This window comes from Lutibacter maritimus (assembly GCF_900116115.1).
Lineage (GTDB): Bacteria > Bacteroidota > Bacteroidia > Flavobacteriales > Flavobacteriaceae > Lutibacter > Lutibacter maritimus.
Map to the genome: position 1 here is coordinate 90,211 of NZ_FOZP01000008.1, position 26,620 is coordinate 116,830.

Here is a 26,620-nt window from a genome sequence, read left to right on the forward strand (position 1 = left end):
TAAGCATGAAGAAATTAATAGTACTATTTGCACTGTTTTTAATTGTTTCTTGTAAAAAGGAAGCAACAGACTATGTAAAATTAGAAGGTAAACTAAAAGCCGATGGAGTAGAAAAACTTACAATACAAGGTAAAAATTTTATGAAAGAGATTTCAGTAGACGCAAACGGAAGTTTTTCAGATACCTTAAAAGTAACTGATGGTGTTCACGCAATTTCTAATGGTACCGATAGAATAACATTGTATTTAAAAAACGGATATGATTTAAACCTTGAGTTTAAAGGAGAAAAATTAATGGATGGAATTAAATTTTCTGGAAAAGGTGCAGAAACTAATAATTTTATGGAAAATAAACGTAATTTTTTCATGAGCGATTATGCAAATCCTAAATCTTATTTTTCTTTAGAAAAAGAAGCTTATAATAACCGATTAACTGAAGCAAAATCATTGTTAAAAAAATACAAAGATGAAGTGAAAGATTTAGATTCTTTAATTAATGCAATGGATCTTAGAAATGATGAGATGTTTTTTGGTTATATAGAGTCTAATTACGAAAAAATGCACGAAAATTTAATGCGTTTTGCCAAAGGAAAAGTTTCACCAACTTTTGAAAATTACGAAAATTTTAATGGTGGTACAACTTCATTAAGTGATTTAAAAGGTAAATACGTTTATATTGATGTTTGGGCAACTTGGTGTGCACCTTGTAAAGCTGAAATACCTTATTTAAAAGCTTTAGAAAAAGAATATCATAATAAAAATATTCAATTTGTAAGTATTTCAGTTGATAAACCTGAAGCTCATGAAGCTTGGAAACAAATGGTTGAAAAAGAAGAATTAGGAGGTATCCAATTATTTGCTGATGCAAATTTTGAATCAAAATTTATATTAGATTATGGAATTAATGCTATTCCTCGATTTATTTTAATAGATCCTGATGGTAATATTGTAGATTCTGATGCAGAAAGACCATCAAGTCCAAAGTTAAAAGAATTATTTACGGAATTAGGTATATAATATAAGTTAAAAACAAAAAAAAGCGCTGATTTAATTAGCGTTTTTTTTTGTTTTTAATTTTCGGTTTCAGGTTCTGAGTTTTCAGTTTCAGTTTCTTCATTTGTAAAAATATCTAATAATGCTTCAGCTAAATAATCTATAATTGTTGATGCTGTAAAGGTTTCATAACCAGTTTGTTGAATTGCAATGTCAGCAGTTTTCCCATGTAAATAAACACCAAAAATTGCTGCAATTTGTGGTTCGTAACCTTGAGCCACTAACCCGGTAATTAATCCAGTTAAAACATCGCCACTTCCAGCAGTTGACAAAGCAGGATTTCCTGTAGAATTAAATGTTAAATTTGTTCCGTTTACAATAACCGTATGCGCACCTTTTATAACTAAAACTACGGTATGTTTTTTTGAAAATTCAATTGACTTGTTTAATTTATCATAATCATTTTTCCAAGTACCAATTAATCGCTCTAATTCTTTAGGATGTGGTGTTAAAATGGTATTTTTTGGTAGTAATTCTAATAATTTAGGATTTAATGAAAGTAAATTAATGGCATCAGCATCAATGATTAGAGGATTTGAGTTTTCTTTTAAAAAATTATAAAAACCTAATGCTGTTTTTTCTTGAGTTCCCATTCCTGGGCCAATACCAATAACAGTTGGTTTTGTTTTAATGTTAAAGTAAGACAAGGTGTTGTCATCATCAACTTCAACCATTATTTCAGGAATTGAAATTTGTAAAATATTATAACCACATTTTGGAATATAAGCACTTACAAGTCCGCTTCCAATTTTTAAGGCTGCTTTAGATGCTAATGTAATTGCTCCAATTTTTCCAAAGCTTCCTCCAATTAATAAAGAATGTCCAAAAGTACCTTTATGAGACCATTTGTTGCGTGGTTTATAATAACTTAAAATTTTTTCTTTGGTAATATAATTTATAGTTGGTTTTAAGTTTTCAATAAAATTTAAGTCTAAACCAATATCTATAACTTCCCAAGTGTTAAGAAATTCTTTATTTTCGGGAAGTAAAAATGCTAATTTAGGAGTTTGAAATGTAAGTATATGTCCAGCTTTTAAAACTGAAGTTTTATCATTAACAGATTTATCGCCAAATAAACCAGAAGGAAAATCTATTGCTAACGTAAATACTTTTGTGCTATTTATATATTTAATTAATTTTTTAGTAAAACCTGTAGGTTTTCTTGAAAGACCAATTCCAAAAATTGCATCAATTACAATATCATCAAATGAAACTGTTGGAAAATCATTTTCATTATTAATTATAGTTGGCCATTTGCCTAATTCTTTTAATCTATTATAATTTTCAAGAAATTCGGGCGTTCGTTTGTCACTAAAATTAACAACATAGCAATCTATATTATAGCCATTTTGATATAAATGACGTGCAATTACTAATCCATCGCCACCGTTATTTCCAATACCACAAAAAACATGAATTTTAATATTTTGTCCTTGTAATCTTTGGTGAAGCCACTGAAAACATTGTGTTGCTGCATATTCCATTAATTCAAGAGAAGTAATTCCATTCGTTTTAATGGTTGCTTTATCTGCTTTTGCTATTTGTTGAGGAGAAAGTATATACATAGCAATAAATTTAATAAAAAAAACCTCTCTAATTTTTAGAGAGGTTTTTTATTTTTTAACCTTTAAATTCACCCATTTTGGCGTATTTTTCCATTCGCTTTTTCACAAGCTCGGTTGTACTTAATTTTTTTAATTTATCATAAGCTTCTAAAATTGTTTTTTCAACTTCTTTAAAAGCGGTTTCTCTATCGTAGTGAGCGCCACCTAAAGGTTCTTTTATAATTCCATCAATTAACTTTTGCTTTTTCATATCTTCAGCAGTTAATTTTAAAGCTTCAGCAGCTTGTTCTTTATGCTCCCAACTTCTCCATAAAATAGATGAACAAGACTCTGGAGAAATAACGGAATACCAAGTGTTTTCCATCATATAAACTACATCTCCTACACCAATTCCTACAGCACCACCAGAAGCTCCTTCACCAATTACAATGGTTATAATTGGAGTTTTAAGGCGTGTCATTTCTAAAATATTTCTAGCAATAGCTTCTCCTTGACCACGTTCTTCAGCTTCTAAACCTGGGTAAGCACCAGGAGTGTCTAATAGCGTTACAACAGGAATTCCAAATTTTTCAGCCATTTTCATTAAACGAAGTGCCTTTCTATAGCCTTCAGGATTTGACATTCCAAAATTTCGATATTGTCTGGTTTTAGTGTTGTAACCTTTTTGTTGACCAATAAACATAAATGATTGATCACCAATTTTTCCTAAACCACCAATCATTGCTTTATCATCTTTCACTGTTCTGTCTCCGTGTAATTCCATAAAAGTATTACCAGCCAATGCAGTTATATGATCTAATGTGTATGGTCTGTTTGGATGTCTAGATAGTTGAACTCTTTGCCAAGCAGTTAAATTTTTATATATCTCTTTTTTTGTTTTAAGCAATTTTTTTTCAATGTTTTTGCAACTTTCTGTTACATCAACTTCACTTTCTTTTCCAATTAATTCGCACTTGTCTAATTGTTCTTCAAGTTCCTTAATAGGTAATTCAAAATCTAAATATTCCATATTATTTATTTTTAGATGTAACTACAAATATACTAACTTAAAAAAAATGATTGTTACGTTATGTAGTTTTTTTATTTTTTAAAATTCCATTTATTACTACAGTTATAAAAATTATGAATGCTCCAACATAAAATTGTGGACTCATTTTTTCTTTTTCTCCAAAAATAATAACTGCTAATAAAATTCCATAAATTGGTTCTAAATTGATTGTTAACATTACCGTGTACGGAGTTAAATATTTCATTATTTTAACAGATGCTATAAATGCATATGCTGTACAAAAACTGCTTAAAATAAATAGGTAAATAATATCAGTTTTTGTTAATGAAAATTCTTCAAATGTAAAACCTGTTGTTAAAAGTATAAAGCCAGTGATAAAAACAACACCAAAAAAAAGTTGATAAAATGAAATTATTTCAGCATCATGTTTTTTAACATATAAGCCATTTAATACCGAAAATAGTGCCGACAGAAATGCCGCAATTAAAGCATATATAATTCCTAATGTATAATCACTTTCAACATTAAATATCAAATATAGCCCTGATATTACTAAAAGTCCAAAAAACAACTCTAAAAAATCTAGTTTTCTTTTAAAAAATAATGGTTCAATTAATGAAGTAAATAAAGCACCCGTACTCATTGACACTAGTGCTACAGATACGTTTGCAACTTTTATTGCGGAAAAGAAAGCAATCCAATGTGAGGCTATAATAATTCCACCAATAAATAATTTAATTAATAGTTTAGGTGAAATTTTAATTGGCTTTTTTTTGATAAAAAGATAAATTAATACTATTAAAACTGCAATTAACATTCTGTACCAAACCAGCGGAATAGCTTCAATACTTATTAAAGCCCCTAAAATGGCAGTAAACCCCCAAATAAAAACTATAAAATGTAGGTGTAAATAATGTTTTATGTTAGTTTTTGGCATTTTTTAAATAGAGATAAATTGCTAGTGCTCCAAAAAATATGTTTGGTAACCAAACCATTACAAAAGCATTTGTTTCAGCACCTGCACCTAAAACTTCCGCAATTTTTAATAAAAATACATATACAAACATTAAGGTAATTCCAATAGCTAAATTAATTCCTAAGCCACCACGTCTTTTCTTAGAAGCTAATGAAACTGCAATAAAAGTTAATATATATGAAGCAATTGGTAAACTTGTTCTTTTATGAAATTCAACTAAATAAGTGTTTAGATTACTAATACCGCGTTTTCTAGATTGTTTTATAAATTTATTTAATTGAATTGAATTCATTTCTTTGGCTAAGTCATCAACATTTACTAAATCATCGGGTGTAAATGTAAATAATGTATCAAGTATAATACCTGTTTGTATGGAATCTCTGTTATCAAGAATAATTCTTTTTTGATAGTTTGTTAATTTAAAAACAGTATCGGATTCTATCCACCTAATATTTTCAGCTAGTAATTTATATTTAAGTTTGGTGCCTTCAAATTTTTCATAAGAAAATTTGTATCCTTGTTTGCTATCAATATTCCAATTTTTAAGGTAGATGTAATCGTTTGGACCTAATTGTAAATTAACATGCGTTAATTGATTAGCATTGTATTCTTTCTTTTTTAAATATGCATTATTAAATTCATCAAAAACTTTGTTACTTTTTGGAACAATAAAATGATTCATAGATAATCCTATAAATGCAACAATTGATGCTCCAATAAAATAAGGTTTTAAAAAGCGCGTGAAAGATATTTTTGCTGAATGAATTGCAATTACTTCAGTATTTCCAGCAATTTTAGATGTGAAAAAAATAACGGCTATAAATAATGCCAACGGCATAAAAGTATTACCAAAAATTACAATAAAATTAAAGTAATAATCTTTTATTATAGTGTTAAATGATAAATCAGTATGTCTTAAAAATTTATCAATTTTTTCTGATACATCAATGGCTATTGCAATAGGTAGCAAAAGTGTTAAAATTAAAGCAAAAGTGCTTAAAAATTTTTTTAATATATATTTATCTAATATTCTCAATGTTGCTAATTAATAAGGCAAATTATTTTTATAAACGCTGATCTAATTGTTTCACCATTTGATTTTTCCAAGTTGTAAAATCTCCTGCTAATATATGCTTTCTTGCTTCACGAACCAACCATAAATAAAATCCTAAATTATGAATAGAAGCTATTTGTTTTCCTAATAATTCTTTTGAAATAAATAAATGTCGTAAATATGCTTTGGAGTACATAGTATCTACAAATGTAATTCCCATTTCATCAATAGGAGAGAAGTCATTTTCCCATTTTTTGTTTTTAATGTTTATAGATCCATTTGCTGTAAATAGCATGCCGTTTCTAGCATTTCGTGTTGGCATAACACAATCAAACATATCAATTCCTAAAGCAATATTTTCTAAAATATTAGTTGGTGTGCCAACTCCCATTAAGTAACGTGGTTTATCTTCTGGTAAAATTGCAGTTACAATTTCTGTCATTGCATACATTTCTTCAGCTGGTTCACCTACTGATAGTCCACCAATTGCATTTCCTTCGGCGCCAACCCCAGCAATATATTCAGCAGATTGTTGTCTTAAATCTTTATAAGTACTTCCTTGAACAATTGGAAAAAAAGCTTGGCTATAATCATATTTAAAAGGTGTTTTTTCTAAATGAGTTATGCATCTTTTTAACCAACGATGCGTCATGTGCATAGATCTTTTTGCGTAATTATAATCGCAAGGATAAGGAGTGCATTCATCAAAAGCCATAATAATATCTGCCCCAATAGAACGTTGAATTTCCATTACATTTTCAGGAGTAAATGTATGGTATGAGCCGTCAATATGACTTTTAAATTTTACACCTTCTTCATTTATTTTTCTTCTTTCAGAAAGTGAATAAACCTGATAACCACCACTATCGGTTAAAATATTTCTGTCCCAGTTCATGAATTTGTGTAACCCACCAGCTTGTTCTAAAATAGTAGTTTGTGGGCGTAAATATAAATGATAGGTATTTCCTAAAATAATATCAGGATTTATTTCATTTTTTAATTCTGATTGATGTACACCTTTTACTGTACCAACAGTACCAACAGGCATAAATATTGGAGTTTCAATAATGCCGTGATCTGTTGTAATTATTCCTGCTCTAGCCTTGCTTTGAGCGTCTGTTGTTTTTAATTTAAATTGCATAGTCGGCAAAGATACTGAAACAGTTTTGTTTGAGAAAAATTAAATGAGATTCAACTACCTTTTTCTTCCAAATTTAAAGTTTTTAGATTTTTTTGGAAGGCTTTGTTTCTTTTTATAAACATCTTTAGAAGCTTCTTCGGTTTTAGTAGAATTTGAAACCATTTTATTAATTTGATCCATTTCGACAGAAGTTAATTCGCGCCATTCACCCGAATTTAAGTTGCCTAAACTTACATTCATTATTCGGGTACGTTTTAGTTTAGTTACCTCAAAATCTAGATACTCACACATTCTTCTAATTTGCCTGTTTAAACCTTGAGTTAAAATAATTTTAAAAGTAAAGTCATTCAATTTTTCAACATAACATTTTTTTGTAATGGTTCCTAAAATAGGAATTCCATTGCTCATTTTCTCTATAAATTCTGGTGTAATAAGTTTGTTGACAGTTACAATATATTCTTTTTCATGGTTATTTCCTGCGCGTAAAATTTTATTTACAATATCTCCATCATTAGTTAAAAAAATTAATCCTTCTGATGGTTTATCCAACCTCCCAATAGGAAAAAGTCGTTCAGGATGATTAATATATTTTACAATATTTTTTCGTTCTTTAGTATCTGTTGTACTTACAATTCCAATAGGTTTATTAAAAGCAATATATATAGTTTTAGGTTTAGTTTGCAATGGTTTTCCATTTATTTTAACAATGTCACCTTCAAAAACTCTATTACCTAATTGAGTAGGTTTACCGTTAATTGTAACTTTTCCATCCGTAATTAATTTTTCAGCGTCTCTTCTAGAGCAAATACCTGTACTGCTAATGTATTTGTTTAAATTAACCGATATTTTATTTGTATTTTCCAATCAAAAAATATTTAAAAAACAAAAATACAATTAAATCTGTCATATTCATTATACGCTTGCTTTCTCGTTTAATTAAAGTAATTTTGAATATCAAATAAAATACAATATTACCATGAAAAAATTAGTTAATTATTTACTTCAAGGGTTGCTTTATATAGCTCCATTAGGAATTACTACCTATATAATTTATTCATTATTTACTTTTATGGATGGGTTATTACAAGTGCAATTAATTAAATTTTTTGGAATTGAAATTCCAGGAATGGGTGTGTTAACATTACTTATATTTTTAATTTTTGTTGGCTATGTGGGTAGAACAATTATTGCACAACCATTAAAATTATTATTTAATAAAGTAATAGAAAGTATTCCGTTGTTAAATTTTGTTTACTCGGCTTTTAATGATTTATTTAAAGCTTTTGTTGGAAAAGAGAAAAAGTTTAATCAACCAGTTTTAGTAAAAGTAAATTTAAATTCTGATTTAGAAAAACTAGGTTTTATAACCGAAGAAAACTTAGAATTATTAGGTGAAAAAAATAAAGTAGCTGTGTATTTTCCACATTCATATAATTTTTCTGGTGAACTTTTTATTGTGCCCAGAGAGAATATAAAACCAATTGCATTGAATTCTAGCGATGTTATGAAATTTGTAGTTTCAGCAGGATTAACTGGTTGGGAAAAAAAATAATTTGTTAAAAACTTCAAAAAAACTGTACCCAATAAGTACAATAACCTTAATTTCAAATTGTATATTTACATCTTTATAAATAAATAAACCTATGGAATTAAAATTAAGTAAACCAATTGTATTTTTTGATCTAGAAACAACAGGAATTAATATTGCAACAGATAGAATTGTAGAAATATCAATTTTAAAAATTTATCCTAACGGAACTGAAGAAAGTAAAACTTGGTTGGTAAATCCAGTAATTGAAATTCCAAAAGAAGCATCAGATATTCATGGAATCACTAATGAAAAAGTATTAAACGAACCAACTTTTAAAGAATTAGCTCCGCAAGTGAGTATGATGATTGAAGGATGTGATTTAGCTGGATTTAATTCTAACAGATTTGATATTCCATTATTAGCCGAAGAAATGTTACGTGCTGGTGTAAATTTTGATATGAACGACAGAAATTCAATTGATGTACAAGTAATTTTTCATAAAAAAGAAGAAAGAACATTAAGCGCAGGTTATAAGTTTTATTGCAATCAAAATTTAGAAAATGCCCACTCAGCAGAAGCAGATACTCGTGCAACCTATGAAATTTTAAAAGCGCAACTAGAAAAATATGATGATATTGAAAATGATGTAAAATTTTTAGATAATTTTTCTACACATATAAAAAGAGCAGATTTTGCTGGCTTTATTTTGTTTGATGAAGAAGGTGACGAAATTTTTTCATTTGGAAAATATAAAGGTGAAAAAGCCGTTGAGGTTTTAAAGAAAGATAAAGGTTATTTTTCGTGGATTCAAAATGCAGATTTTCCATTATATACTAAAAAAGTATTAGCTGAAATTAAAGAAAGAATGCACTCAAACTCGCCTAAAAGTACCTTAGAAGATTTAAAAAATAAGTTTAATCAAAAATTATAATATGTTTGTTGATTTTGAAAGTTTAGATAATTCTGCCAGAATTTGGGTATATCAATCCAATAGAGAATTTTCAGCGAATGAAATGGTAATAATTAAAACAAAAGTTGAAAATTTTTTACAAAATTGGGTACGTCACGGTGACGATTTAAAAGCATCGTACACAATAGTGTACAATCAATTTATTGTGTTGGCTGTTGATGAAAACTTTAATAATGTTTCTGGTTGTTCCATTGATGCTTCTGTAAATTTAATAAAACAATTAGAGAAAGAATTTTCTATAGATTTAACCAATAAATTAAACATTTCATTTAAAGATAATGATAATATAAATGTAGTGACTTTAGCTGATTTTCAAAAATTCGCTAAACAAGAAAAAATTACACCAAAAACCATTGTTTTTAATAATATGGTTACTACAAAAGGCGATTTTAATTTAAAATGGGAAGTTGAAGCTAAAGATAGTTGGCATCAACGATTTTTAGTATAAAAATAAGTATTATTATTAGCGTTATTTTTTATTATAACTTTTATAAATCTATAATATAAACTCTTTCATATTTTATTTGAATGTATAAAAGAATACTTTTCACTTTTTTAATATTAAGCAATTTTTTGCTGCAGGCACAAGAACTAGATCCTTTAAAAGCAAAAGATGAATTTGCTCAAAAAAAATGGGTAGATTCTTTGTTAAACATCATGACCATTGATGACAAAATCGGCCAATTATTTATGGTGCAAGCCTATTCAAATTCCGATGAAAAACATAGCGAAGTAATTGATAGTTTAATTGAAAAGTACAATATTGGGGGTTTAATTTTTATGCAGGGAACTCCTGAAAAACAGGCAGTTTTAACCAATAGATATCAGTTAAAATCTAAAATACCTTTATTAATTGGTTTTGATGGAGAATGGGGTTTAGATATGCGTTTAAAAAACACGTATCGCTTTCCTTGGAACATGACGTTAGGAGCCATTAGAAATAATCAATTAATTGAAGATTTTGGTGTTCAATTAGGTAAACACTGCAAACGATTGGGTATTCATATAAATTTTGCGCCTGTAGTTGATGTAAATACAAACCCAGAAAATCCAATAATTGGCAACAGATCTTTTGGTGAAAGTAGAGAAAATGTGACCGAAAAATCTATCGCTTTTATAAAAGGAATTCAAAGTCAACATGTGCTGTCAAGTGCTAAACACTTTCCTGGTCATGGAGACACTTCATCTGATTCGCATAAAACATTACCAGTATTAGATTTTGATTTTAATAGGTTAGATTCTATTGAAATATATCCTTATAAATCGCTTATAAATAATAACTTAACAAGTGTTATGGTAGCGCATTTAAGTGTAAGTGCATTAGAACCCAATATTCAATTACCAACGTCACTTTCTTACAATGTTATTACCAATTTATTAAAAAATAAATTAAAATTTAATGGTTTAATTTTAACCGATGCACTAAATATGAAAGGCGCATCAAATTATGCAGAACCAGGCGAAGTTGATTTAGCAGCATTTTTAGCTGGTAATGATATATTGTTAATTCCTGAAAATGTTCCTGCTGCAGTGTTAAAAATTAAAAATGCACTTGAAAATAAAATTATAACTGAAGAACGTTTAAATTATTCTGTAAAAAAAATATTGAAAGCTAAGTTTTGGGCTGGTTTAAATACTTCAAAATTTGTTGATTTAAATAATTTACAAAACGATTTAAATTCTATAAATGACGATTTGTTGCATAGAAAATTAGTAGAAAATTCTATTTCATTATTAAAAAATGATGGTGTTATTTTTCCTATTCAAAATTTAGATAAAAAGAACATTGCATATGTGAAATTTGGTGACGATGATGGAAGTGCCTTTGTAAATATGTTGAAAAATTACACAAATGTAGATGTTGTTTCTAGTGAAAATTTAGATGATTTAATAACGCAACTTGAACCATATAATTTGGTTATAATTGGTTACCATAAATCGAATGTAAATCCTTGGAAAGGTTATAAATTTTTAAATAAAGAGTTGGTTTGGATTGAAGAAATTGCCAGATTAAAAAAAGTAATTATTGATGTTTTTGCAAGTCCGTATAGTTTATTAGATGTTGATACTTTCGAAAATATTGAAGGCTTATTAGTTTCCTATCAAAACAGTATTCTTTCACAAGAAATTTCAGCACAAATGATTTTTGGAGCTATTGAAACAAAAGGAAAATTACCAGTTTCTATACATAATATTTTTTCTGAAGGTCACGGATTAATATCAACTTCATTAAAAAGATTAGCATACACAATTCCTGAAGAAGTTGGTATGAGTTCTGAAAAGCTAAAAAAAATTGATTCTATGGCCGCTATTGTTTTAAAAGAAAAAATGGCGCCTGGAATGCAAATATTAGTAGCTAGAAGAGGAAAAGTAATTTATAATAAAAGTTTTGGAAATCAAACGGATAGTGATAGTTTAAAGGTTGAAAATAGTAATTTGTATGATGTTGCTTCTTTAACAAAAATTTTAGCATTGTTGCCATTAATAATGGAATTAGAGGAAAAAGGAACTATTAAATTAGAAACTACATTAGGAACGTTATTGCCTAAATTAAAAAAAACCAATAAGAACAAAATAACGGTTAAAGAAGTATTATCTCATTATGGAAGGTTGCAAGCTTGGGTTCCTTTTTACGTAAAAACATTAGATAGTACAAATCATCCCGCTACTGTATATTATAGAAAAGAGTCTTCAAAAAAATTCAACTTAAAGGTTTATGATAGTTTATATTTACGCACAGATTATAAAGATTCAATTATAGATATAATTGCGAAAACTGATTTGTTAGATACTCCACAATATAAATACAGCGATTTATCGTATTTTTTATTTAAAGAGTATATTGAAAAGCTTTATAAAAAAAATTTAAATGAACTAACCCAAGCACATTTTTACAAAGCCTTAGGTGCAAACAGAACCACATATTTACCTATAGAAAAGTTTAATTTAAGTGAAATCGTTCCAACCGAAAAAGATGATTATTACAGATATAATTTAATACATGGCTATGTGCACGATATGGGTGCTGCTATGCAAGGTGGAATAGGAGGTCACGCTGGTTTATTTTCTAATGCTAATGATGTAGCCAAAATCATGCAGATGTATTTACAAAAAGGATATTATGGCGGTAAACGTTATTTTAAAACTGAAACTATAGATACGTTTAATCATAGATATTATGCGGATCAAAAAGTTAGAAAAGGTTTAGGGTTTGATAAACCACAAATTGTAGAAGCTGAAAAAGCTACTTGCGGCTGTGTTTCTGATAAAAGTTTTGGGCATAGTGGTTTTACAGGTACCTATACTTGGGCTGATCCGGAAAGTGAAATTGTATATGTATTTTTATCTAACAGAGTGTTTCCAACAGCAGAAAATAGAGGGTTGGTTAGAGAAAATATTAGAACTATTATTCAGCAATATATACAAGACGCCATTATCTATTAACATTCATTGTTTTGGTTGTAATAATTCCTAACAAAATACACATTAACAAATAAATTAGCGCATATTTTAGGTTGAAAATACTATAAATAACCGCTGTTTGAATTAAATAAAATAATGGAAAAACGGTTGTTATTAAAGCGAATCTAAACGTATTTGTAAAAATAACATCTTTAATTTTAGGTTTTAAATACTTCCAAATAAGTAATGGAAAAACACTATTTATTTTTGCCAAAAAATATATTGGAGCTAACCAATTAATAGTTTTACGTGGTTTTTGTGGTGTTAATTCATCAATTTTTTTTAACAATTCATTCGCTTTAATGGGATTCAAAAAATCAACATTTGCAGCATTTAATTTAGATAAAATTTCATCGTAATTTTTAGTGTCTTCAATATGAAGTGTCAATTTTTTTAGCGCATCTCTAACTTCTTTTATAATAACTTTAAATGTAAAATCTGGATTTTCTAAATCAAAAAACTGATTTGCATTAATAGGTTTTCCATAGTAAATAGATGTGCTACACGGGTATTTTAAATGTTGATCATAATTAATACCAACTGGAACAATTTGAATATTTAATGTTGGGTATTTTTGCAAGGTTCCTAAAATTATACGAGCAAAGCCTTTTTTTAAATGAATAACTCTTCTTAATTGATGATGTTCTCCTTCAACAAAAATTTGTAACCCTTTTTTATTTTTTAAAAACTCAAAACATTGTTCGAAGATTGCTATATTTTTTTGAATACTATTTTTTCCATCTCTTAATCTATAGACAGGAACCATATTTAAACTTCGTAAAACTTTATTGGCTAATTTGTTTTTAAAAGCGCTTGCTCTAGTTAAAAAATGAATATTTCTGCTGTTTGTTGTTGGTATTAAAATAGCATCTAACAAAGCATTTTGATGATTTGCTACAAATAAAACAGCGCCTTTTTTAGGAATATTTTTTGTACCATGAACTTCAATTTTTTTTAACGTAAAAAAAAGTCCAATTTTCACATAAAACCTAACTATTTTGTACCAAATATTCTCCAAAATATTAATTTTTTGTTTTTTGTTTAGCCCAATAAGTTGCTAATGCTAAACCTGAAAAAATATCCCAAATTGCCCAAAAGGCAACTAATAAAGCCATACCGCCTAATCCGTTAAAAAAGCTAAAGATTAGAAGCAATCCTAAACCTGAGTTTTGTATACCAGTTTCAATAGATAATGTTTTTTGATCTTTGTAGGAAAGTTTCATTGCTTTGGCAAAATAAAAGCCTAATAATAACGCTAATAAATTGTGTGCTATTACTAAAATTAATACGTAGTGCACGTAATTCATAAAAATACTTAAATTATCATAAAAGGCAATTACAATAAAAAGCATAAAAATAACTAGACTTAGTGGTTTTAATACTTTTTGTAATTTATGCGCTAAAGCTTCTTTGTATTTTCTAACTAACATGCCAATTATAAGTGGTATTCCTAAAATAAGTGTTACTAATTTCACCAATTCCAAAGGGTCTAATTCAACAGTTTGAAGAATTTCGGCTGTTGGAGCATATAAATTCCCCCAAAAGCTTAAATTAAAAGGTGTCATAACTAAAGAAACTAAGGTGGCAAAAGCTGTTAAACTTATGGAAAGTGCGGCATTTCCTTTTGCCATTTGCGTCATAAAATTCGAGATATTTCCACCTGGGCATGCAGCAACCATCATCATTCCTAACGCTATACTTGGCATAGGATTTACTAGTTTTATAAAAATAAAAGTAACAAAAGGTAATAAAATAAATTGAGAGATTATTCCTGTAAAAAGAATTTTAGGATTTTTAAATAACCGTTTAAAATCTTCTATTGTTATTCCTAAAGCAACACCAAACATGATAATGGCTAAAGTAATATTCAACACCCAAAGGCCTTCTGTATCAAAATTTATTTTTAAGGAATCTAGATTTTCAATCATAGTTAATTTTTAAAAGCATATTCTATAATATTTGCTCCCATTTTTAAGGCTTTTTCACGAATTTCAAAAGGATCTTTATGAATCTCTTCATCTTCCCAGCCATCACTTAAATCGGCTTCATAATCGTAAAAACAAACCAATCGTCCTTCATAAAATAAACCAAAACCTTGCGGAGCTTTATTATCGTGTTCATGTATTTTAGGAACACCTTTATCAAAATTAAATGTTTGATGAAAAATGGGATGATTGTATGGAATTTCCTGAAAATCTAATGTAGGAAATATTTTTCTAATTTCTTTTCTAATAAATTTATCTAAACCATAATTATCTGAAATATGTAAAAACCCTCCAGCAATAAGGTAATTTCTAAGGTTTTCAGCATCGTCTTCAGCAAAAAACACATTGCCATGGCCTGTCATAAAAACTATTGGATAATTAAATAAGTCAATACTATTTACAGCAACTGTTTCAGGATTTTCTTTTATTGAAGTTTTTATAAAACTATTACAAAACTTAATTAAGTTGGGTAACGCAGTTGGATTTGCATACCAATCACCACCGCCATTATATTTTAAAACAGCAATTTGTTGTGAAAAAACTGTGTTAAATGTTGCAATGCAACTTATAAAAAAAAGTATTTTTAAAGACTTCATTTAGTTTATTCATTTACAAAAGCTACACTATGCACGGCAACTACACCAGCTGTTTCAGTGCGCAATCGACTTTCTCCCAAAGATACAGGAATAAACGAATGTTGCAAACTTTGTTTAATTTCTTTGGTTGAAAAATCACCTTCAGGTCCAATTAAAATGGTAATTTTAGTTTGGGGTTTTAAAGTAGATTTTAAAGATTTTTTATTGGTTTCTTCGCAATGTGCAATAAATAATTGTCCTTCAAATGTTGAATTTATAAAGGCATTAAAACTAATAGGTTCGTTTAATTTTGGGTAATGAAATTTAAGTGATTGTTTAGCTGCAGATTGAATTATTTTTTCCATTCTGTCGGTTTTCAGTACTTTGCGTTCAGAGTGGTCACAAATAATTGGGGTAATTTCATCAATACCAATTTCAGTTGCTTTTTCTAAAAACCATTCAAATCTATCGTTTAGTTTTGTGGGTGCAATGGCAATGTGCAAATAATAATTCCAAGTTTTTTGTTTAGTTTCAACTGCAGTAATTTCAACCAAACATTTTTTATCATTTGCAGCAATTATTTTTGAAGTAAATAAATCTCCTAAACCGTTGGTAATAAAAATTGTATCGCCTTCATTTTTTCGAAGAACTTTCACAATATGTCTGCTTTCGGTTTTATCGAAAGTAAATTGTTTTGTGGTTATTGTTATTGCAGGATTGTAAAATAATTGCATTAAATATCTTTTCTAAAAGTACAACGTTTTTTATAGGTTTCAGGTGAGAAATTTTTCCAAACAGCTGCTATTGCTTTATTACTAGCCAATTCTGGTGTTCTAATACAATTTACAATACCTAGCTTTTCAAATGTTTTTTGATATTCTAAAAATATTAAGGCGTGAATTCCTTTATTTTGATAATCAGGTCGTACGCCAATTAAATAAAAAATTGCATCTTTACTTTCTCTTTTTGCTTTTAATAAATGAAATATACCAAATGGTAATAACTTGCCTTTTGCTTTTTGTAACGCTCTTGAAAAAGAAGGCATTGTAATTGCAAAAGCTATCATATCATCATTTTTATCAACAACAAATTTTATGTAATCTGGATTTATAAATGAGATATATTTTCTTTTAAAATAATCAATTTCTATATCGGAAATTGGTACAAACGATGGCAAAGACGCGTAACTTTTGTTAAACAAATCAAACATTTTATTTATATAAGGCATAATGTCTGTTGTTTTTGTAAAATTTAGTGAAGTAAGCTCATAACGTTTCTTTAAAATTTCTGAAACACGTTCAATTGGTTCTTTAACTACATTTTTAAAAGGGAATTTATTTTCTAAATATTCTTTTTCAACCGTAAAACCCATTTGTTTAAAATGATCTTGATAATATGGATAATTATACCAAGTTACCATAGTGCCAATATGATCAAATCCTGCTGTAAGCACGCCAACTTTATCTAAATTAGAAAAACCAACAGGACCTTCCATAAACTTTAGTTGATTATGTTTTCCAATTTCTTCTACTTTTGATAAAAGTAATGATGATACCTCTATGTCATCAATAAAATCAAACCAACCAAAACGCATTTTTTTTAGGTTTTGATTATTTATTTCTGTGAAGTTAATAATTGCAGCTATGCGTCCAACAATTTTATTGTTTTTTATAGCTACAAAAAATCGGGCTTCTGCATGTTTAAAAACCGGATTAATATCTTTGTTGAAAGATTCTAATTCATCATTAATAATTGGTGGAACCCAATAAGGATTGTTTTTATATAATTCAAAAGGGAATTGAACAAATTGTTTTAGTTCCTTCTTTGAAATCATTTCTTTTATGGTAATCATATAATATTTTTAATTTCTTTTTTTACTAAAGAGGCGTTTAAAAAAACCTTTTTTATTTTTAGTTGAATTTTTTTTAATAGGTGTGTTTTTAAAAATAATAGCATCTTGATGTTTATCTAATCGCCAAGAAATACCAGCTGAAGCATATACAAATGAATAATTATCAAAAAAATTTGTTCTTGCAGCTGCATCTACTTGTAGGTTTGGAGATATTAGATAGGCTAAACCTGTTCCAAATTGTTGTTCTGGTGAATAATCTGTTTTAAATTTTCCATGATTTTCTATAAAAAATGACCAATTTTGGTTTACAGCATACGTTAAAGTAACAATGTATGAGTAATAATCATTTTCCGATCCAATTCTATCAGCTATTAAATTTGTAAGAAGCACTAATCTATCATTAAAATCATTTTGCAAAAGTAAGGCGCCTTTATAACTCATACCATCCTCAAAAATATTGCTATCAATAAATGCGTCTTTATGTAAAAATAATTCATTCACAAAAAAGTTTGTATGTACACCACCATAAACTCCAACGGAAGGAATTAAACGTTTAAAATCAAATGCTGTTCTTTTTTTCCAACTTCTAATTTCTTTAGATCTATCGGCAAATTCTTGCTGATATACTAAGTATTTTGCTCCAATTGTTAAATCACTTATTCCATGAATAAAATAATTTTTGTCAAACGGACTTTTAACTTCATCAATTTGATAGGTTAAATTTAAATTCAATTCTAATTTTTCGTCAAACTTTCCATATCTTAAAAAAATATCACTTCCGTAAGATGATGGTCTGCCTAAAATAGATGGATTATTACTTGATCTGTAAAAAAAATCAGCTTCAACTTGATACACATTAGTTCCAATACTATACGGACTTTCCGAAAATCCAGGACGTTTAGAATTAATTATTTCAGTATATTGAGCACTAACAATTTGAAAACCAGTTATTGCAATTATTAACAAAAAATATCTTTTCATAAAGTTTGTAGATTTGGCTGTAAATATAAGATTTTATATAATTAAACGTTTTAGTTACTCTCAAATTGTTATTTTTGAAAATTATAAATATTTTATGAAATGGGATTGTTAAGAACAATAGCAATTATTCTAATTGTATACTATGTATTTAAATTTATTAGCAAATATATTTTGCCATTATTTGTGCAAAAAATTGTAAAAGATGTTCAAAAAAAATACAACGAACAACAGCAAAATCAATATAATGAAAATACAGGAAAAGTTGGCGAAACTGTAATTGCTAAAAAACCAAATGAACCAAAAAGCAACAAAGATGTAGGTGATTATGTTGATTACGAAGAAGTTAAAGACTAATTTATGAAAGATAATTTTAAAAAGCTTACTCCTTATTTTATTATAGTAATTGCCTTTGTATTAATTTCTGTAGCTTATTTTTCACCGGTTCTTGAAGGCAAAAAAATATTCCAAAATGATATTAAGCATTTTATTGGAATGGCAAAAGAGGTGAACGATTTTAGAGCCGAAAATGGAGAAGAGCCCTATTGGACAAATGCTGCTTTTAGCGGAATGCCAACATATAATTTAAGTACAAAATACCCAAATAATTTTGTAAAAGCCTTAGATGATGTATTGCGTTTTTTACCAAGTCCTGCAGATTATTTATTCTTATATTTATTAAGTTTCTTTATACTTTTGACGGTTTTAAAAGTAGAATGGAAATTAGCACTTTTAGGAGCTTTAGCCTTCGGATTTTCAACATATTACATTATAATTTTAGGCGTTGGTCATAATGCAAAAGCACACGCAATTGCTTATATGCCAATGGTTTTATCGGGAATTTTACTCACATTAAATAAAAACTATTTATGGGGATTTGTGCTAACCGCAATTGCAATGGCTTTGGAGGTAAGTGCTGGGCATCCGCAAATGACATATTATTTATTATTTGCAGTTTTAATTCTTGGAATTGTTTACATAATTGATGCATATAAAGAAAAACAATTACCAGATTTTTTTAAAAGTATTGCTGTTTTGGTGGTTGCTGTGGTATTGGCAATTGGTGTAAATGCAACAAGTTTATTGGCAACCAAAGAATATGTAAATTACAGTACACGTGGAAAAAGTGAACTAACAATTAAGCCTGATGGAACTGAAAAAGAAAAAGTTAAAGGCTTATCAAAAGATTATATAACCGAATATAGTTACGGAATTGCAGAAACGTTTAATTTATTTATTCCTCGTTTTACAGGTGGAGGAAATTATGAAGATGTTGGATTAGATTCTAATATTTATCAGTTTTTAAAAGACAAAGCAGATCCACGTCAGGCAAAAGAATTTGCACAATATGCACCATTATATTGGGGAAAACAGCCAATTGTTGAAGCGCCAGCATATATTGGCGCCATACTCATATTTTTATTTGTTTTAGCTATTTTCTTAGTAAAAGGGAAACTCAAAAATTGGTTAGTTGCTGTAGTTATATTTTCAATTTTATTAAGTTGGGGAAAAAACTTTAATGTTTTAACCAATTTATTTATTGACTATGTGCCAATGTACAATAAATTTAGAGCAGTTTCTTCTATTCAAGTATTAGCAGAAATGGCAATTCCAATATTAGCAATTTTAGGTTTAAAAGATTGGTTTTCAAATAAACATGCCGTTGAAATTAAATTTAATGCCTTAAAAAAAGCATTGTATATTGTTGGAGGTTTAGCCTTAATATTTACCTTGTTTGGTACTAGTTTATTTGCTTTTGAAGGTGTAAGAGATGAAAGTTATAATCAACTTTTACCAGGTTTATTAGATGCAATTATTGCTGATAGAAAAGCTGTTTTCTTTGCCGATAGTTTACGAACATTAATTTTGATTGTTGTTTCAGCAGGAGTTTTATGGTTATTTTTAAAAGATAAGATAAAGATAAATGCTACAATTCTGGTTTTGGGTATTTTAATTTTATTTGATTTAATTACTGTTGATAAACGATATGTAAATGCTGATGATTTTAAAAATGCTCGTGAAATTGATAAACCTTTTGTTGCTTCTGAAATTGATAAAGAAATACTAAAAGATACAACGTATTACAGAGTAGCTAATTTTGCGGTTGACCCAATGAATGATGGAAGTACTTCTTATTTTCATAATTCAATTGGGGGTTATCACGCTGCAAAATTAGGAAGATATCAAGAGTTGTTCGATTTTCAAATTGCTAAAAATAATATGGAAGTGTTAAATATGCTAAACACTAAATATTTTATGTTTGAAGATGGTAATCAACGATTAAATGCACAACAAAACCCTGATGCAAATGGAAATGCTTGGTTTGTAAATACCATTAAAGTTGCTGAAAATGCAGATGAAGAAATTACAGGTTTAGATAGTTTAAAAACAAAATCAGAAGCAATAATAGATAAAAGATTTGTTACTGATAATTTTAGCACTCAATTTGAAAAAGACTCTACAGCGACAATTAATTTGGTAAATTTTAAAGATAATCATTTAACATATAGCTCAAATACTTCTACAAATCAATTTGCAGTTTTTTCTGAAATATATTATAAAGATGGTTGGAATGCCTATATTGATGGTGTTTTAAAATCGTATTATAGAGTCAATTATGTGTTGAGAGGGATGGAAATTCCTGCAGGTAAACATACAATTGAGTTTAAATTTGAGCCAACAATCATAAAAAAAGGAAATACCATTGCATTAGTTTCGTCTGCCTTTTTATTGTTAATTGTTGTTGGATGGTTTTTTATAGATAAAAAGAAGAAAAATGTACGCTAAAATACCATCAAAACGTTATAAACATACGTTGGAATTTTTACAAGCTGTTTTACCAGCACCAGCAACAATTTTAGATTTGGGTGTTCGCAATCCATTTTCTGAAATTATGGAACAAAATGGTTATACAGTTATTAATACGTTGGGTGAAGATTTAGATGAATTGCCAGAAATTGTAAGAAAACATACAGTTGATGCTGTAACTGCCTTTGAAATTTTTGAACATTTACTATCACCTTACGAAGTATTAAAAGCTATTGAATCAAAAAAAATAATAGCAACCATTCCATTAAATTTATGGTTTGCAAAAGCATACAGAAGTAAAACTGATATGCGTGATAGACATTATCATGAGTTTGAAGATTGGCAATTTAATTGGCTCATTGAAAAAACGGGTTGGACAATTAAAAAAACACAAAAGTGGACTAGCCCTGTCAATAAAATTGGAATTAGACCAATTTTACGAATGTTCACACCAAGATACTACGCGATTTACGCCGAAAAATAGATACAATGCGCATAGGAATGATTTTAGACAAAACATTTCCACCTGATCCAAGAGTGGCAAATGAAGCTATTTCATTAATTGAAAATGGCCATGAAGTATTTTTGTTTTGTTTAAAATATGCTGATGAACTAAAAAATGAAACTATTAACGGTATTCAAGTAAAGCGTTATAAATCTAATAAATTTATTTATAAATCGTCTGCACTTGCCTATACAATTCCAATTTATTCAAAATTATTAGTCAAAAAAATCTACCATTTTTTAGTAAAAAACGCTATTGAAGTTATTCATATTCACGACATTCAGATTGCTGAAGCTGTTTTTACTGCAAACAAAAAATTGAATTTAAAAACAGTGCAGGATTTGCATGAAAACAGACCTGAAATCATGAAATTTTATCCACATTTACAGAAATTTCCTGGAAAGTTTTTAATTTCTTCAATAAAATGGAAAGCAAAAGAAGAAGAATTTATAAAAAAAGCAGATGCCGTTGTTGTTGTAACTGAAGAATCTAAGGAAGAGATAGTTAGTAGAGTAGGGAAAGATTCACAATCAATTGTGGTTGTTCCAAATACGGTTCATAAATCATATTTTACAAAGGCAGAAATTAACCAAAGTATTATTGAAAAATATAAACATAATTTTATGTTGTTATATGTTGGTGATACTGGTTTAAGAAGAGGTTTGCAAACAGCTATTGAAAGTGTTGCTGTTTTAAAAGATAAAATTCCATCAATAAAATTGGTAATTGTTGGTAGTAATACCTCTGATATTTTTTTAAAACAACAGGCGGAAGATTTGGACATTGAAAAATATGTAGATTTTGAAGGTTGGCAAAACGAAAAATTATTTCCATCGTATATTTTAGCTAGTTCGGTTTGTATTTCGCCACTACATAGAAATTTACACCACGATACCACGTACGCAAATAAAATATTTCAATACATGAGTTTTGGAAAACCATTATTGGTGAGCGATGCTTTATCTCAAAAAAATATTGTTGAAAAAGCAAATGCTGGTTTGGTACATAAAGCTGAAAATAGTATAGATTTTACAGAAAAAGTATTGGAATTATTTTATGTAAAAGTGTTACAAACTAAATTTGGTGAAAGCGGAAAGGCATTTATTGAAAATGAATTTAACTGGGAAAAAACTTCAGAAAAACTGATAGAATTATATCAAAATTTTAATCAATGAAAAAAGCACTGATAATTACATATTATTGGCCGCCAGCCGGTGGTTCTGGAGTGCAGCGTTGGTTAAAATTTGTAAAATATTTTCGTGATTTTGGTATTGAACCCATTGTTTATACGGTTGAAAATGCCAATTACCCAATTCAAGATGCTTCATTACAAAAAGATATTCCAAACGAAATAGAAATACTAAAACAACCAATTTGGGAACCAAATAATTTACTTTCATTCTTCGGAAAAAAGAAAACTGAAAGTGCCGGATTTTTAAATCCAAACCCAACTTTTTTTGGGAAAATACTACAATATATTCGTGCAAATTATTTTATTCCTGATGCTCGTAAATTTTGGGTGAAACCTTCCGTTAAATTTTTAAAGGAATACATTTCAAAAAATAATATTGATGTAGTAATAACTACAGGTCCGCCTCATAGTTTACATTTAATTGGTTTACAATTAAAACAACAATTAGGAATAAAATGGATTTCAGATTTTAGAGATCCTTGGACGGAAATAGATTATTTTCATCAGTTACCTTTATCAAAAAAAGCGATTAAAAAACATCATCAATTAGAGCAAAATGTATTGAAATTATCTGATGCTGTGTTGGTTGTAGGCGAAACAATGAAACAGAATTATCAGCCATTTAACAAAAATATTTTTGTTGTAACCAATGGTTTTGATGGTGAGGTTCAAGATAATAATATGTTGGATAAAAAGTTTACTTTAACACATATTGGTTTAATGAATGCAGATAGAAATCCTGTAATGTTGTGGAAAGTTTTAGCTGAAATACTTTTAGAAAACACTGATTTTGCGTTGGATTTTCAGTTGAAGTTAATTGGAAAAGTTGATGATTCAGTTAAAAATGATATTGAGAAATTCAGACTTTCAAAAAATGTGAGTTTAATTGATTATGTTTCTCATAATGAGGTGGTTGAATTTCAAAAAAAATCACAAGTTTTGTTGTTGATTGTAAACAATGTGCCAAGTGCAAAAGGTATTCTTACGGGTAAAATATTTGAATATTTAATGGCAAAACGTCCAATTTTGGCAATTGCTCCAGCCAATGGAGATTTAGCCGAAATACTAAATAATTCTAATGCCGGAAAGGTTATTGATTTTAATGATGAAATTAGTTTAAAAAACCATATTTTAGAGTTGTATTCACAGTTTAAAAATGGGAATTTAACCATTAATTCAAATGGAATAAATAAGTTTCATAGAAAAGAATTGACTAAAAAAGTGGTAGAAATAATTAATCAAATTACTACATGAAAAAAATTGTAACCATTTTGGGAGCTCGTCCACAATTTGTAAAAGCTGCCGTTTTAAGCAGAATAATTTCTAATCATAATGATTTTGAAGAAGTGATTGTGCATACTGGGCAACATTATGATGCAAATATGAGCGACATTTTTTTTAGTGAAATGGAAATTCCAAAGCCAACATATAACTTGGCAATAAACGGATTAGGTCACGGTGCTATGACTGGACAAATGTTGCAAAAAATTGAAGAAGTTTTAATTGCAGAAAAACCAGATGCAGTTGTAGTTTTTGGTGATACAAATTCCACATTAGCCGGTGCATTGGCAGCAAAAAAGTTGCACATAAAAGTAATTCATATTGAAGCTGGTTTACGCTCTTTTAATATGAAAATGCCCGAAGAAATTAATAGAATTTTAACTGATAGAATTTCTGATTTATTGTTATGCCCAACAGATAGTGCTATTGATAATTTGGTGAATGAAGGCTTTGAAAATATGCCATCAAAAATTATAAAAAGTGGTGATATTATGAAAGATGCTGTGGAATATTACAGTCAATTTTCACAAGAAAAATCTACCATTATTTCTGATTTAAATTTGAAGAAAAATGAATTTGTACTAGCGACAATTCATCGTCAAGAAAACACCGATGATTTGGTAAATTTAAATTCCATTTTTGCAGGTTTAGAAACTATTGGTAAAGAAAAAACAGTGGTTTTACCATTGCATCCTAGAACTAAAGCAATTTTAAAATCAAATAATTTAAACTTCAATATAAAAGTAATTGATCCGGTTGGTTATTTTGATATGTTAGAATTACTAAAGAATTGTAATTTGGTAATTACTGATAGTGGAGGACTTCAAAAGGAAGCATTTTTCAATAAAAAGCATTGTATAATTGCCCGAGAAGAAACAGAATGGATTGAACTGGTTACTAATGGATTTGCTAAAATGGTTGGTAGCGATGCTGTTAAAATGGTAAAGGCTTTTATTGCATTTCAAGATTCAACCGCTAATTTTAAAATGGATTTATATGGAGCCAATGTTGGTGAAAATATGTACAAAGAAATACTAAAAATACTCTAATGGGAATTGTATTAAAACAATCTTTTATTAATACCATCATTCTATTTTTAGGATTTGGAGTTGGCGGTATTAATGTGTTGTTTTTATATACTCACTTTTTGCATGCAGACTATTTTGGCTTAATTACTTTTTTACTTTCTGCAGCAAATATTTTATTACCGCTTTTGGTTTTTGGGATGCAAAATACCATTATTAAGTATTATTCATCCTACAAAACGAAGTTTGAGCGCGATAATTTTTTAGCAACAACATTAGTAATTCCGTTATTTATAATTATTCCGTTAGCTTTAATAGGAACTTTAATTTATGAAAACATTGCCAATTGGATTTCAGAAGAAAACCCTATAATAAAAAATTATACCTATTTAATTTTTATTACCGCCATTTTTATGGGCTATTTTGAAGTTTTTTATGCGTGGACAAAAGTGCATTTAAAATCGGTTTTTGGAAATTTTATTAAAGAATTATTTCCGCGTATTTGCACCTCATTTTTATTGGTGGCTGTGTATTTAAAATGGTTAACAAATGAGCAGTTTATTTATAGCGTTGTAGTTGTTTACGGTTTAAGTACGCTTATTATGATGTTGTATGCGTTTTATGTGTATAAACCAACGCTTAAATTTGTGTTGCCAAATAATATAAAGGAAATAATGTCCTTTTCATTTTATATAATTGTTGCAGGTTCAGCCGCTGGAATTTTGCTTGAAATAGACAAATTTATGATTCCTCAAATGGAAAAAATAGCACAAGTTGCTTATTATTCTGTGGGAATTTATATTGCAAGTGTTATTGCAATTCCTACACGTGCAATGCAACAAATTACAAGCCCTATTACTGCAAAAGATATGAATGATGATAATTATGTAGAAGTTGAAAAAATGTACCAACAAACTTCTATAAATTTATTAATTGTTGGTGGGTTATTTTTCTTGCTGATTAATTTAAACATAAATGATATGTATGAATTAATTAATAAACCAGAATATACAAAAGGTGTTTGGGTAGTGTTAATAATATCATTATCAAAATTAGTAGAATTAGCTTTAGGAACAGGAAATGCTATTTTAGTAAATTCTGTGTATTACAAAATATTCTTCTATTTGTCAATTGCAATGGCTGTTACAGTAATATTTTTAAACAAGTGGTTAATAGCATTAATTGGTATTGATGGCGCAGCACTTGCAACTTTAATAGTTATGGTTGTGTATAGCGTAATTAAAATATTTTACATAAAGTCTAAATTTAAAATCCAGCCATTTAGCATTCAAACAATTAAAATTTCAATTGTTCTTTCTGTGGTTTTTATAATTTTTTATTTTTGGAATTTTCCTTTCCATCCCATTATAAATATGGGAATAAAAGGAATTTTAATTTCAGGAGTTTATATTTTTTTAATCAATCAATTTAAAATTTCAAAAGAACTGAATGAATTGTTTCTTAAGCTTTTAAAAAAACAAAAAAACCACTAACATTTTGTGCTAGTGGTCTTTTATAAAAAATTAAGATTACTCTTAACTTTCAGCAGTGTTATATATCTAATTTCAATTCAAATTTACATTTATTGTTGCTCATGAATTGTAATTAAAGTTACCGTATGAGCCTATTTTATTGATATATTTAGCATTTTTAATTTAA

General features: G+C 28.2%; 24 protein-coding genes. 12 read left to right on the forward strand and 12 right to left on the reverse strand.

Features of this window, described 5'->3' with window-relative positions; genetic code table 11:
* The first annotated feature begins 5 nt into the window (after positions 1-5).
* Complete coding sequence (locus tag BM335_RS13180) at positions 6-1,016, forward strand: TlpA family protein disulfide reductase (RefSeq protein WP_090228875.1); 1,011 nt, start codon at positions 6-8, stop codon at positions 1,014-1,016.
* A gap of 53 nt (positions 1,017-1,069) precedes the next feature.
* Here BM335_RS13180 and BM335_RS13185 read toward each other — a convergent pair whose 3' ends face one another.
* The 6 genes from BM335_RS13185 to rluF are packed head-to-tail and all read right to left on the reverse strand — an operon-like array spanning position 1,070 to position 7,661.
* Positions 1,070-2,617 carry an NAD(P)H-hydrate dehydratase gene (locus BM335_RS13185; protein WP_090228879.1) on the reverse strand — a complete coding sequence of 516 codons (1,548 nt, stop codon included), beginning with the start codon at positions 2,615-2,617 and terminating at the stop codon, positions 1,070-1,072.
* Positions 2,618-2,672: 55 nt separating this feature from the next.
* Positions 2,673-3,626 carry an acetyl-CoA carboxylase carboxyltransferase subunit alpha gene (locus tag BM335_RS13190; RefSeq protein WP_090228883.1) on the reverse strand — a complete coding sequence of 318 codons (954 nt, stop codon included), beginning with the start codon at positions 3,624-3,626 and terminating at the stop codon, positions 2,673-2,675.
* A 58-nt stretch (positions 3,627-3,684) separates the two neighbouring features.
* Positions 3,685-4,563, reverse strand: coding sequence for a DMT family transporter (locus BM335_RS13195; protein WP_090228891.1), 879 nt, complete (start codon positions 4,561-4,563; stop codon positions 3,685-3,687).
* Positions 4,550-5,638 (reverse strand): LptF/LptG family permease, encoded by a 1,089-nt coding sequence (locus tag BM335_RS13200; protein WP_090228896.1) that lies wholly within the window; start codon positions 5,636-5,638, stop codon positions 4,550-4,552. Before BM335_RS13200 ends, BM335_RS13195 begins: the two co-directional genes overlap by 14 nt.
* A 28-nt stretch (positions 5,639-5,666) precedes the next feature.
* A complete protein-coding gene (gene tgt, locus BM335_RS13205; protein ID WP_090228900.1) occupies positions 5,667-6,797 on the reverse strand; it encodes a tRNA guanosine(34) transglycosylase Tgt in 1,131 nt (376 codons plus the stop codon).
* A gap of 54 nt (positions 6,798-6,851) precedes the next feature.
* Entirely contained in the window at positions 6,852-7,661 is an 810-nt protein-coding gene (gene rluF, locus BM335_RS13210) for a 23S rRNA pseudouridine(2604) synthase RluF (protein WP_090228904.1), read from the reverse strand.
* 112 nt (positions 7,662-7,773) lie between these two features.
* On the opposite strand from rluF, the gene BM335_RS13215 reads away from it, so the two are divergent.
* The 4 genes from BM335_RS13215 to BM335_RS13230 all read left to right on the forward strand — a co-directional run bounded on the left by BM335_RS13215 (position 7,774) and on the right by BM335_RS13230 (position 12,742).
* On the forward strand, positions 7,774-8,349 hold the full coding sequence (locus BM335_RS13215) for a DUF502 domain-containing protein (RefSeq protein ID WP_090228907.1): 576 nt from the start codon (positions 7,774-7,776) through the stop codon (positions 8,347-8,349).
* Between the two features lie 91 nt (positions 8,350-8,440).
* Entirely contained in the window at positions 8,441-9,259 is an 819-nt protein-coding gene (locus tag BM335_RS13220; protein ID WP_090228912.1) for a 3'-5' exonuclease, read from the forward strand.
* Between the two features lies 1 nt (position 9,260).
* Positions 9,261-9,746 carry an ABC transporter ATPase gene (locus tag BM335_RS13225; RefSeq protein WP_090228916.1) on the forward strand — a complete coding sequence of 162 codons (486 nt, stop codon included), beginning with the start codon at positions 9,261-9,263 and terminating at the stop codon, positions 9,744-9,746.
* An 80-nt stretch (positions 9,747-9,826) separates the two neighbouring features.
* The gene (locus BM335_RS13230; protein ID WP_090228920.1) at positions 9,827-12,742 is read left to right on the forward strand and encodes a serine hydrolase domain-containing protein; all 2,916 of its coding nucleotides are present in this window, start codon (positions 9,827-9,829) and stop codon (positions 12,740-12,742) included.
* Here BM335_RS13230 and BM335_RS13235 read toward each other — a convergent pair.
* Genes BM335_RS13235 through BM335_RS13260 form a run of 6 tightly spaced genes read right to left on the reverse strand, consistent with a single transcriptional unit; the run spans position 12,732 to position 18,153 of the window.
* Positions 12,732-13,778 carry a 1-acyl-sn-glycerol-3-phosphate acyltransferase gene (locus tag BM335_RS13235; RefSeq protein WP_177219218.1) on the reverse strand — a complete coding sequence of 349 codons (1,047 nt, stop codon included), beginning with the start codon at positions 13,776-13,778 and terminating at the stop codon, positions 12,732-12,734. The two genes, BM335_RS13230 and BM335_RS13235, sit on opposite strands and share 11 nt — an antisense overlap.
* 4 nt (positions 13,779-13,782) lie before the next feature.
* Entirely contained in the window at positions 13,783-14,688 is a 906-nt protein-coding gene (locus BM335_RS13240) for a bile acid:sodium symporter family protein (RefSeq protein ID WP_090228928.1), read from the reverse strand.
* A gap of 2 nt (positions 14,689-14,690) precedes the next feature.
* Positions 14,691-15,341 carry a DUF4159 domain-containing protein gene (locus tag BM335_RS13245; RefSeq protein ID WP_090228931.1) on the reverse strand — a complete coding sequence of 217 codons (651 nt, stop codon included), beginning with the start codon at positions 15,339-15,341 and terminating at the stop codon, positions 14,691-14,693.
* A 5-nt stretch (positions 15,342-15,346) separates the two neighbouring features.
* Positions 15,347-16,054 carry a 16S rRNA (uracil(1498)-N(3))-methyltransferase gene (locus tag BM335_RS13250; protein WP_090228934.1) on the reverse strand — a complete coding sequence of 236 codons (708 nt, stop codon included), beginning with the start codon at positions 16,052-16,054 and terminating at the stop codon, positions 15,347-15,349.
* Positions 16,054-17,172, reverse strand: coding sequence for a GTP cyclohydrolase (locus tag BM335_RS13255; RefSeq protein ID WP_090228938.1), 1,119 nt, complete (start codon positions 17,170-17,172; stop codon positions 16,054-16,056). The genes BM335_RS13250 and BM335_RS13255 overlap by 1 nt, the downstream gene beginning before the upstream one ends.
* 9 nt (positions 17,173-17,181) lie before the next feature.
* Positions 17,182-18,153 carry a transporter gene (locus BM335_RS13260; protein ID WP_090228943.1) on the reverse strand — a complete coding sequence of 324 codons (972 nt, stop codon included), beginning with the start codon at positions 18,151-18,153 and terminating at the stop codon, positions 17,182-17,184.
* Between the two features lie 99 nt (positions 18,154-18,252).
* On the opposite strand from BM335_RS13260, the gene BM335_RS13265 reads away from it, so the two are divergent.
* The 7 genes from BM335_RS13265 to BM335_RS13295 are packed head-to-tail and all read left to right on the forward strand — an operon-like array spanning position 18,253 to position 26,454.
* Entirely contained in the window at positions 18,253-18,507 is a 255-nt protein-coding gene (locus tag BM335_RS13265; protein WP_090228946.1) for a DUF4834 family protein, read from the forward strand.
* Positions 18,508-18,510: 3 nt separating this feature from the next.
* Positions 18,511-20,937 (forward strand): YfhO family protein, encoded by a 2,427-nt coding sequence (locus BM335_RS13270; protein WP_090228949.1) that lies wholly within the window; start codon positions 18,511-18,513, stop codon positions 20,935-20,937.
* The gene (locus tag BM335_RS13275) at positions 20,927-21,442 is read left to right on the forward strand and encodes a class I SAM-dependent methyltransferase (RefSeq protein ID WP_090228953.1); all 516 of its coding nucleotides are present in this window, start codon (positions 20,927-20,929) and stop codon (positions 21,440-21,442) included. The genes BM335_RS13270 and BM335_RS13275 overlap by 11 nt, the downstream gene beginning before the upstream one ends.
* 5 nt (positions 21,443-21,447) lie before the next feature.
* On the forward strand, positions 21,448-22,638 hold the full coding sequence (locus BM335_RS13280; protein ID WP_090228958.1) for a glycosyltransferase family 4 protein: 1,191 nt from the start codon (positions 21,448-21,450) through the stop codon (positions 22,636-22,638).
* A complete protein-coding gene (locus tag BM335_RS13285) occupies positions 22,635-23,909 on the forward strand; it encodes a glycosyltransferase family 4 protein (RefSeq protein ID WP_090228962.1) in 1,275 nt (424 codons plus the stop codon). The genes BM335_RS13280 and BM335_RS13285 overlap by 4 nt, the downstream gene beginning before the upstream one ends.
* Positions 23,906-24,985 carry a non-hydrolyzing UDP-N-acetylglucosamine 2-epimerase gene (wecB, locus tag BM335_RS13290; protein WP_090228965.1) on the forward strand — a complete coding sequence of 360 codons (1,080 nt, stop codon included), beginning with the start codon at positions 23,906-23,908 and terminating at the stop codon, positions 24,983-24,985. Before BM335_RS13285 ends, wecB begins: the two co-directional genes overlap by 4 nt.
* Positions 24,985-26,454, forward strand: coding sequence for an oligosaccharide flippase family protein (locus BM335_RS13295; RefSeq protein ID WP_090228970.1), 1,470 nt, complete (start codon positions 24,985-24,987; stop codon positions 26,452-26,454). Before wecB ends, BM335_RS13295 begins: the two co-directional genes overlap by 1 nt.
* Positions 26,455-26,620 lie beyond the last annotated feature (166 nt).